Annotated in this window: 8 protein-coding genes; 6 read left to right on the top strand and 2 right to left on the bottom strand. The window is 65.3% G+C overall.

Features of this window, described 5'->3' with window-relative positions:
- On the bottom strand, positions 1–732 hold a 732-nt coding region (locus VGD93_RS08915; RefSeq protein WP_395011241.1), incomplete at its 3' end, for a hypothetical protein.
- A 479-nt stretch (positions 733–1,211) separates the two neighbouring features.
- Positions 1,212–2,162: a LysR family transcriptional regulator gene (locus VGD93_RS08910; RefSeq protein WP_395011239.1), complete on the bottom strand. Its 951-nt coding sequence runs from the start codon at positions 2,160–2,162 to the stop codon at positions 1,212–1,214.
- Between the two features lie 40 nt (positions 2,163–2,202).
- Here VGD93_RS08910 and phnA point away from each other — a divergent pair, with 40 nt between their 5' ends.
- From phnA to VGD93_RS08880, 6 genes are read left to right on the top strand one after another with little or no spacing between them, the layout of a single operon-like run.
- Complete coding sequence (gene phnA, locus VGD93_RS08905) at positions 2,203–3,450, top strand: phosphonoacetate hydrolase (RefSeq protein WP_395011237.1); 1,248 nt, start codon at positions 2,203–2,205, stop codon at positions 3,448–3,450.
- Positions 3,447–4,736 carry an alkaline phosphatase family protein gene (locus tag VGD93_RS08900; protein WP_395011235.1) on the top strand — a complete coding sequence of 430 codons (1,290 nt, stop codon included), beginning with the start codon at positions 3,447–3,449 and terminating at the stop codon, positions 4,734–4,736. Before phnA ends, VGD93_RS08900 begins: the two co-directional genes overlap by 4 nt.
- 45 nt (positions 4,737–4,781) lie before the next feature.
- Positions 4,782–6,317 (top strand): ABC transporter substrate-binding protein, encoded by a 1,536-nt coding sequence (locus tag VGD93_RS08895; protein ID WP_395011234.1) that lies wholly within the window; start codon positions 4,782–4,784, stop codon positions 6,315–6,317.
- A gap of 34 nt (positions 6,318–6,351) precedes the next feature.
- On the top strand, positions 6,352–7,239 hold the full coding sequence (locus VGD93_RS08890; protein WP_395011232.1) for an ABC transporter permease: 888 nt from the start codon (positions 6,352–6,354) through the stop codon (positions 7,237–7,239).
- Positions 7,236–8,144, top strand: coding sequence for an ABC transporter permease (locus tag VGD93_RS08885; RefSeq protein ID WP_395011230.1), 909 nt, complete (start codon positions 7,236–7,238; stop codon positions 8,142–8,144). Before VGD93_RS08890 ends, VGD93_RS08885 begins: the two co-directional genes overlap by 4 nt.
- On the top strand, positions 8,141–9,751 hold the full coding sequence (locus VGD93_RS08880) for a dipeptide ABC transporter ATP-binding protein (RefSeq protein ID WP_395011228.1): 1,611 nt from the start codon (positions 8,141–8,143) through the stop codon (positions 9,749–9,751). The genes VGD93_RS08885 and VGD93_RS08880 overlap by 4 nt, the downstream gene beginning before the upstream one ends.
- Positions 9,752–9,907 lie beyond the last annotated feature (156 nt).

The following is a 9,907-nucleotide window of genomic DNA, read 5'->3' as shown; positions in this document are numbered from 1 at the left end:
ATCGTCGGCGATCTCGGCGGGAACATGCGGTCGGATCGCCAGCAACATCGGTACGAAGATGCAGTGCGGTAGCCCGATCTTTCGAAATGCCTCTCGCCCAAGTTCGTACGCCGTGTGCTGGTATCCCGTCTCGCAGAACACATCGAGCAACCGATCTGGTTTTCCCCGTCGTGTGGCTAGGTAGGGCGACGGGCATCGATCTGTGCCGAGTGCAAACCACGCAGCAAGGGCTCGAAGTGGAAGTTCGGCGTTGCCCGTTGCCAGCACAATGAGGCGGTCGATGTCGAGATGCGCAAGCTCTTGCCTCGCGCTGCGAAAGCTCGGGTGCCTCTCACAGACCATGTAGAGGTCGTCCGCTCCCCTGTTTTTCGGAGCGGCAACCAGGCGGTCCACGAGGAAGGATGCAACCGCCCACTCCCCGCCGACCGTGGCGCGGAACTGCTTGCCTACAAGCGCCGCGGTGACGAGGCCAACGGTCGCTAGTGAAGGCACGCCAACATCTTCATATGCGACCGTGCCGAGGCGTCGCCAGAGCCTGTCGGGCGCGTCCTGCAACAGAGTTGCAGCAGCTTGCAGCGCGAGATCGCGGCGGCCTCGCCGAACTGCCTTCTGCAGTATCGACATCGCAAGCCATGGCGAGATTGGCAGGGCGATTGACTGCGGTGGCGTGTAGGCTTTCAGATGCTCGGCTAGCTCCTCGCGGTAGCTGGCCAGGATTTTGGGGCCGTCCATGTCTTCCCTCCTTGAAAGCTGTGGGTCCAAGGGGGGACTGAGATCGTACGGTCCCACTTTTAATCGTAGGCTTGACCGGAGTGCTGACAAGTGAATTGCGAGTGTCAGCGGGGAGGTTGCTGTGGGCCTTAGGTGCCTCGGTCAGTAAGGGGAAAGCATCCAGAGTTTCGACTTGGACGACGCTGCGTGGATCAACTTGCTGACGGAGAACCGGCGGGCGCGGCATTTGCGGATGCCGTGTTGTGACGCAGAACTCGTGATGCGCCCATTCGCGCCGGGGTCTTCGCTGTCGTGAAACCGGGGTTCAGCCCGAATGGCGCAGCGCCCCCCCTGATCGAAGCATCGTGCGAGTGTCGCATTGGCAATGGGCCCGGAAGTTCCACCGTTGATCGCCACCTTTTCGATCCGGCTGACATAGAGGCCGCCAGGCGCAAGAAGGCGCTTGGGGAGACGCCGTGCATTCGTGGGGATTGGCTCCCTCACACCGCCGGCAGGATCGAACAGCGGCGCATCTCCCGCTTCATCCACCGGAACAGACTTTCGGCCGTGCGTGGGCTGCAGATGGCCCGGTTGTAGGCGCCGGCAAGCCCCGCACCCCGGATGGTGCAGGCGGGAAAGGGCGCCGCAAGCCGCTTCTGCGCGATGAGGTCGTGACAGAGCGCGATCGGCGCCACCACCATCCCCATGTCCTCGAGCGCGGCCTCGATGGCCACGTAGAAATGCACCGAGTCGCGACGTTCGGTGTCGGCTCCGACACCGGCGGCGGCGAGCCAGCGGTCGAGGTCGCCATGCCTCGTCTCGGCGGCAAGGAAGGTCTCGCCGCCAAGCGCCGCGATACCCCGCTCGGCGGCGCGCCTGGCTCGCTCGGGCGAACCGAGCAGGGTCAGCCGCTCGGTGCCGATCGTCTGGCTTTCCCAGCCCACGGGAACCCGGCGATGCCTCAGGATTGCGATGTCGACCGTGGACTGCCACCAAGTGTCACTCGTGTGCAGCGAGGTGACGCGGATCGCGCGGCCGCCAGCCGCTGCCTGCATCGCCAACACCCGCGGCACCAGCCAGTGCATGCACAGGCTGGCATTGCCGGTGATGGTCACCACCCCGGTATCGAGGCCGTGTGTCGCCTTATCCCAGCCTTCGCGTAGCAGGTGCAGGGCCACGCCCAGTGTCTGCGCCAGCTCGATCGCTACCGGCGTCGGCCGCAATCGGTGCCCGTCATGAAACAGCGGCGCCTCAAGCTCTTCCTCGAGGCTGCCGAGCTGCTTGCTCACTGCCCCCGGCGTCACCCCCAACTCATCGGCGGCCCACACAATATTGCCATGCCGTACTACGGCCTCCAGCGCAGCGAGGGAGCGGAACGAGGGAAGTCGACTGCGTTGTTTTTGAGCTTTTCTCACATACACAGAAATAACATCGATTGCTGCTCTCGGCAAGGCGCACGATCCTCAGGCGAAGTAAACGAGTGACGAGAGCATGCTCAAGATCAACGGCCGCGCCTATCGCAAACCCACGAGTCCAGTCGTCGTCATCTGCTATGATGGCTGCGATCCGAGCTACCTTGCCGATGCCTTCGCGAGGCGGCTGTCGCCGACACTCGCCCGGATGGCCGAAGGCGGCTACTACGCCAGCGGCCTTGCCGCGATGCCGAGTTTCACCAATCCCAACAACATCTCGATCGTCTGCGGCGCCCCGCCCTCGGTGCACGGTATTTCGGGGAACTACTGGTTCGACAGGGAAACCGGCGCGGAAGTCATGATGACGGACGAGGTCACCTTGGAGGCGCCGACCATCCTCGCCACCATGGCCGCCGCCGGCGTGCGCGTTGCCGCGGTCACGGCCAAGGACAAGCTGCGCAAGGCACTCGCCACCGGGCTGAACGGAAGCGGACCGCGAGGGATCGCCTTCTCCGCCCAGAAGGCGTACGAATGTACCGTCGAGACGAATGGCATCTCCGCCGAGGAGGCAATGGGAGGCGCCACCCTGCCCGACCAGTACTCCGCCGAACTTTCGCTCTTCGTCCTCGATGCCGGGGTGCGGCTGCTCGAGAGCGATGCAGCAGACCTGATCTACCTGTCGCTGTCCGATTTCGTCCAGCACGCCTATGCGCCTGGCGCGGCCGAATCGGACGACTTCATCAGGCAGGTCGACGCGCGTGTCGCCCGGCTGATCGAGCTCGGCGCGACCGTCGGCGTGGTGGCCGATCACGGAATGACCGATCTGTCCCTGGCGGATGGCACTCCGAACATCCTCTACGTCGCGGAACTGCTCGACACCCGCTTCGGCGTGGGGCGCACCAGGGTGATCTGCCCGATCACCGACCCCTTTGTGCGCCACCACGGCGCCCTTGGAGGGTTCGTGCGGATCCACGTCCTCGACGATCTGCCGCATGAAGAGGTGCGCGATTTCGCGAGCGCCATTCCCGGCATCCATATGGCGCTGCTTCGCGATGAAGCCTGCCGCCTGTTCGACCTGCCTCCCGCCCGGGAGGGCGACGTGACGCTTGTGGCCGCCAAGGGCGTGGCCCTGGGGGTCCGGCGCAGCTGGCACAATATCGACGAACTCGCCGGAGCGCGCCTGCGCTCGCACGGCAGCCTCGCCGAACGCGACGTTCCCTTCATCGTCTCGAAGCCCATTCGCCCGGAATTCCTCGAGCAGTACGGCGAGAAGGCCCCCTACAATTTCGACGTCTTCCACTTCGTGCTCAACGGTACCGTCGCATGACCACCGGAGCCAAGCGAAAGCCCCGGCGGGTCGTCGCCGTCGTTCTTGACGGCATGCGCCGGGATCTTGTCTCCCCGCTCGACACCCCTACCCTCATGGCGCTCAGGCAACGCGGTACGTGGTTCAACGCGCATCGCAGCGTGTTTCCGTCGTCCACCCGCGTCGTCTCGTCGTCCTTTGCGACTGGATGTTATCCGCTGCGGCACGGGCTCGCCGGCAATTCGGTTTGCCTGCTCGACGAGGGACGACTGGTCCTGCACGATGTCGGCAAGCCGGCCTTCCTCGACGACAAGCGCCGTCTCACCGGCACGGTCCTGAACAAGCCGACGCTTGCCGAGTTCCTCGCGGAACGCGGTGGCGCCATCATCTTCAACAACGTGTCCCCCGGCGCCGCCTACATGCACGACCCGGACGGCCACGGTCACGTCTACCACCGCGAGCGCTCGTATGGGCCAGGGCGCGTGCCGCTCGAGGGCGACTGCGAACTGCGCGTGGCCAAGGGCATAGCCGGCGATTGCGACGCCGCGCGCCGCTTCATCGCCGAGGTCGTCGTGGACAGGCAGCCGGCCTTCGCCCTGCTCTGGCTGTCGGAACCTGATTGCGTCCAGCACATGGCCCCCCTGGGCTCCCCCCGTCACCGCGAAATCCTCAAGCAGGTCGACGGGATCGTCGCCGATGTGCTCGCGGCCGTGGATGCCTGCCGCGAGGCCGGGGACGACATCCTCTTTCTGGTCTGCTCGGACCACGGGCACGAGACGGTGCGCGCGAACGTGGATGTCGCGCACGAACTTGTCGGCGCCGGCCTCAAGGGAGCGCGCGACTCCGACGACGTCGTCGTCGCCCCCAATGGCACTGCGGCACTGATTTACGTTGCCGATGCGGCCCGCGAGAGGCTGCCGGCGATCGCTGCGTTCCTGTCGAAAGCGTCCTGGTGCGGCGCATGCTACAGCGAGGATCGCCTTCACGAGGTCGGGTTGCCGGCCGGTGGGGGGCTGGCATTCGCAGTCTCGATGTCGTGCGACGACGGCGCCAACGAATTCGGTGTCCCTGGTTCCAGCTACAACGCACAGCCCCCCACACCCGCCAACAACTGGATCGGCATGGGTATGCACGGGGGGCTCGGGCCGCACGAGCAAGCACCCTTCATGATCCTCGAGGGCACTGGTTTCGCCGCGGGTGCCGAGATCGAGGCCTCGACTTCAGCGGTCGATGTCGCGCCAACGATCCTTCAATTTTTGGAATGTCCGGTCGACGAAGTCGACGGACGGAGACTGCAACAAGACTGACTGCCCCAAACACGGGCGACCAATTCAACGAGGAGGAACAGCATCATGAAGACCTACCTGCCGGCGCTTCGCCGCCGGAGTTTCCTTGTCGGCGCATCAAGCCTCGGCTTGATGGCTGCCGCCTTTCCCACGTTGTCGCTGGGCCAGTCAGGAGCAAATGTGCTGCGGATCGGCACACTCGGCCTCGATACGGTCGACCCGCATCGGCATACCGGGACCATTGCCGTGCAACAGGTCTATGTCGAGGCGCTCACCTCGATCGCGCCCGACGGCAGCGTCGAGCCGTGGCTCGCAGAGGCGATCGACGCCCGGGCGGATGGGCTCGCCTACACCTTCAAGCTTCGCCCCAATGTCCACTTTCACAATGGGGACACCCTCACCGCCTCGGACGTCGTGGCCAACTTCTCGCGCGTCAAGGAGAAGATCACCGGGGGCTGGCTGGTCTCGGCGATGGAATACGTGGACAGCGTCGAGGCGCCCGACGAACTCACCGTGGTCGTCAACATGTCGGCTCCCTATGCCCCTTTGCTCAATCTGTTGTCCGAGCTGTGGATCGTCAGCCCCAAGTCCGAGGGATGGGACGACACCATCAATCGCCCTATCGGCACCGGCCCGTTCACTTTTGGCGCCTGGCAGCCCAAGGACAGCTTCACTGCCCCGGCCTTCGACAACTACTGGGTCGCAGGGCTGCCGAAGGTCTCCGCCCTCTGGTTCGACATCCGTGACGAGGCCGACAAGGCGCTGGCCCTGCAGGCAGGTGACCTGCACATCGCGATGGTAAGCGCCGAGGCGGCGGAGACCATCAAGGCCGCCGGAGTCGCCAATGTCGACCCGCTCGGGGATGCGACATGGTATTTCATGGCCTTCAATAACAGGAGCGCGCGCGCACCGTTCGACGACATCCGCGTGCGCCAGGCTATCGGTCACGCGATCGACAAGGCGGCCTTCATGAACTTCGAGGCCGGTCCGACGGCGGTGACGACCAACCAGATGAGCAAGCCGGGCACGTTCTACTTCGACCAGGCGATGCACGATGCCGACCCGTTCAAGGCTCCGGACCTCGAGAGGGCCCGTTCCCTGTTGGCCGAGGCCGGGGTCAATCCTGCCGAGCACACGGTGCGGTTCGTGTCCTGGCAGGAGGACTATGCCCAGGTGATTGTCCAAATGGTGCGCCAGCTCGGCTTCCAGGTGGAGCACGCCGCCCTCGACGACGTTGCCGCCCAGCAGCGGCTGAGCGGCGACGACTGGGACATGAACGTGATGTCATCCGGTCCGCGCTCGGACATCTTCCTGCGCTACGTCCGGCTGATGTCCAACGGTCCCAACCCGACACTTTGGGGCAACATCCAGAACCCCGCTCTCGACGCGGTCATCGACGCGGCAAGCAAGGAGGTGGATTCCGACAAGCGGCGGGGCCTTTATCTGGAGGCGATCCAGATGGTTCACGACAACATGTACTTTGTCGTGCTGGGGCACGCGGCACGGCTCTTCGCCACGCGCCACGAGGTCAAGGATTTCAAGGCGGGCTTCAGCTTCTCGCTCAACTGGGCGAGTGGCGGCGTCGCACACGCGTCGCTCTAGATCCGTGGCGATCCCGAGCTAAGGAACAGCTGTCTTGCGATTTCCCGCCTGGTACACTTCGTCAATCACCCGCGGGCTGCAACAGCAGCCGGCGGGCCTGATCCTGGCGGCAGCCACCCTCATACCGATCATAGCAGCGGCGCTTCTCGCGCCGCTGCTCGGCACCTACTCACCGCTGGCCCAGGACTTGCTGATACGTAACCATGCGCCCAGTTGGGTGCACCTCCTGGGAACCGACCATCTTGGGCGAGATGTGCTCGCCCGCCTGCTTGACGGGGGACGGACGACGCTGCTGGTCAGCACCGTCGGCACCCTGCTGGCGTTCGTCCTCGGCGCGGGGGTCGGTCTGCTGGCTGTCACCTTCGGCCGGGTGAGCGAAGCGCTGGTCTTCGGCTTCATCGACCTGGTCCGCGCCATGCCTGGAACGCTGCTTGCGCTCCTGCTCATCGTGGCTCTTGGCAGCGGCGCACTGCCGCTGATCCTCGCCCTGGGCCTGTCGTTCTCCCCGCAGATCGCCTATGTGGCGCGAGCGTCCTACCGTCGGGAAATAGCCCGCGATTATGTTCGCGCGGCGCGCACCTTCGGGGGCACCCGGCTGCATATCCTCGGCCGGCACATCGTGCCGAACGTCGCCGGCGCGCTCGTCACCCAGGTGGCCATCATCCTTCCCCGGTGCATCGTCACGGAATCCGTGCTGAGCTTTCTGGGGGTCGGTTCGTCGCCGGATGCACCCACTTGGGGTCGCATGATCTCCGACGCCGCACGTTCCATCCAGACTGCGCCACATGTGCTCGTGGCACCGCTGCTTGCACTCATCATCCTGACGATCTGCATCTCGATCGTCGGCGATCACCTCCGCCGTGGCCTCGATCCGGTCCGAAGCGACGATAGCGCGATCGGACGGGAAGCGAGGCCGGCATGAGGCGCTACCTACCCGTTGCTGCAACCGTAATCCGGGGTGCGGCACAAGCCCTGGGCATTGTGTTCCTCATCTTCCTGCTCTGCCGCGTGGTCCCCGGTGACGTCGTCGATGTCCTCGGTCTCGAAGGCGGGCTGACGGCCGACCAGGCCGAGGCCATGCGCAGGGAACTCGGCATCGACAAATCGCTCGTCGACCAGTTCCTCGACTGGTCCGGTGGGATGCTGCAGGGCGAGTTCGGCAGGTCGCTTCGCTACGGTGTTCCGGTTTCCGGCATGCTGCTGCATGCGCTGCCGGTCTCGGCGATGCTCGCGGGCGGCAGTTTCGCCATTGGCCTCGCCCTGGCGCTGGTGCTGGCCGTCGCCGCGACGAGCACGAGGTCAACCGTTCTCGATGTCGCGATCAACGCGCTGAACATCTGGTCCATCGCCGCCCCTACCTTCTGCGTCGGATTCATCGGCATCCTGGTGTTCTCGATATGGCTCGGATGGCTGCCGGTACTGGGCGGCGTCGGCATGGCGCTGGTGATTATCGGGCTCGATAATGCCGGGCAGCTGGTCAAGCCGCTGCGCGAGGAACTGAGGGAATGCGTGTCGCTGCCGCACGTACGTACGGCCCGCGCCAAGGGGCTCGCCCCGATGCAGGTAGCCGTAGCGCACGTCCTGCCGGCCGCGTCGCCGATCGTGCTCGCCCTGTCCGGCATCGTCCTGGCAAATCTCGTTTCGGGTACGATCACGATGGAAGTGCTGTTCGGGCTCCCGGGCCTTGGAAGCCTTGCGCTGAACGCCATTCACGGGCGTGACTATCCGGTCATCATGGCGGCGATCACGGTCATCTCGGTCAGCCTCGTCGTCATCAACACGCTCGTGGACATTATCGCCCGGCTCATCGATCCGAGGATGTCATGACCGAAGGCATGCTTGAAGTACGGGCACTCGCGGTCGCCATCGGCAACCGCCCCGTGGTGAGCGAGGTGAACTTCACGCTGCCGCGCGGGCAGACGCTGGCGATCATCGGGGAGTCCGGCTCGGGCAAGTCGATGACTGCGGCAGCCATCATGGGCCTCCTGCCAGCCGGCCTCCGGCTGGCTTCGCACAGCGAGGTGCTGCTCGGCGGCAAACCGCTGCCACTGCGCGACGAAAGCCTCATGCGTCGGATACGCGGCCGGCGCATGGCCATGATCTTCCAGGACCCGATGAGTTGCCTCAACCCATACATGACGGTCGGGGCACAGATCGCCGAGGCCCTCAGGCACCTTGGCGTCCGCCGTGGAGCGGAGCAGCGCGAACGCATCGTCGAGCTGTTGCGGCTGGTCGAACTGCCCACCCCGGAGGTGATGGTGAGACGCTACCCGCACCAGATGTCGGGCGGCCAGCAGCAGCGGGTCATGATCGCCATGGCGCTGGCTTCAGAACCGGAATTGTTGATCGCCGACGAGCCGACAAGTGCGCTCGACGCAACTGTCCAGGCCGAGGTGCTGCAGTTGCTTGAACGCGTGCAGCAACGCCTCCACACCTCCATCCTCTTCATAACGCACGATCTGGCTGCGGCGGCCCGCCTGGCGCATGACATCGTCGTGCTGCAGTCCGGCAGAGTTGTCGAGCAGGGGCCTGTGGGCCAGGTCATCCACGCGCCTCGGCAGGCCTATACCAAACTCCTCGTGTCGGTTCGACAGATGCTAGAGAGGCCGCAGGCCGGCCATGATCGCCCGAGCGAACGTCCTGTGCTGGTGATTCGCGACCTGAGTTATGCCTACCCGGCGCGTGGACCGCTCAAGAAATCCAACAAGGTCCTCGATGGCATCTCGCTGCCGCTCCACGGCGGGCGGACACTGGGTATCCTGGGGGAATCCGGCTCGGGGAAAAGCACCCTGGCCCTGATCGTCGCCGGGCTCATCTCGCCCGACATGGGCGAAATCGAGCTGTTCGGCGACTCGATGGCAGCGGTAAGGTTTCGGATGTCGCCCCGGCAGCGCCGCCGATGCCAGATCGTGTTCCAGAACCCCTACGGTGCGCTCAATCCCCGCCTCACCATCGAGCAAACGATGCGCGAGCCTATTGAACTGCTGGAGACCCCCGGCCGGACCGGCCTCAGGTCCCGGCTCGAGCAGTCGCTTGCGGATGTGGGACTTGAGCCGGGCCACCTGAACCGCTATCCGCATCAGCTCTCCGGCGGGCAGCGGCAAAGGGTATGCATTGCCCGTGCGCTCCTTTCCGGCCCCGAACTGCTGATCTGCGATGAGATCGTCTCGGCGCTGGATGCAACGGTACAGATGCAGGTGCTCGAGACGGTGCGGTCGCTGCAACGGCGGCTCGGATTTGCGATGCTGTTCATCGGCCACGACATAGAAATCGTGCGCTGGGTCTCCGACGACATCGCCGTCATGCATCGCGGGCGGGTGGTGGAACTGGGCAATGCAGAACAGATCGTGCAAGCCCCCGCGCACAGCTACACCCGACGCCTGATCGCGTCTGCGCCGGCGTTGGCGCGCGCCTCCGTCAATCCCGGAGCTTGAACCTGTACCTCGTGCTGCTGCAGCTTGCGGGTTCGGTTGCGCTGCTGTTGTGGGCGGTGCGGATGGTGCGCACGGGGATCGAGCGCAGCCAGGAGCCGGCGCTGCGGCGGGTGCTGCGCGAGAGCGGCTCGGGGCGGCTGCGGGCGGCCGCGATCG

The sequence above is a fragment of the Devosia sp. genome (assembly GCF_036406155.1).
Lineage (GTDB): Bacteria > Pseudomonadota > Alphaproteobacteria > Rhizobiales > Devosiaceae > Devosia_A.
Note: the sequence above shows the minus strand (reverse complement) of the source record. Positions and strands in the feature narration are given on the sequence as shown.

What these genes read in the sequence shown, in the direction of transcription:
- phnA (WP_395011237.1), top strand. Translation starts at nt 2,203, where the DNA reads ATGCTCAAGATCAACGGCCGCGCCTATCGCAAACCCACGAGTCCAGTC.
- VGD93_RS08900 (WP_395011235.1), top strand. Translation starts at nt 3,447, where the DNA reads ATGACCACCGGAGCCAAGCGAAAGCCCCGGCGGGTCGTCGCCGTCGTT.
- VGD93_RS08895 (WP_395011234.1), top strand. Translation starts at nt 4,782, where the DNA reads ATGAAGACCTACCTGCCGGCGCTTCGCCGCCGGAGTTTCCTTGTCGGC.
- VGD93_RS08885 (WP_395011230.1), top strand. Translation starts at nt 7,236, where the DNA reads ATGAGGCGCTACCTACCCGTTGCTGCAACCGTAATCCGGGGTGCGGCA.
- VGD93_RS08880 (WP_395011228.1), top strand. Translation starts at nt 8,141, where the DNA reads ATGACCGAAGGCATGCTTGAAGTACGGGCACTCGCGGTCGCCATCGGC.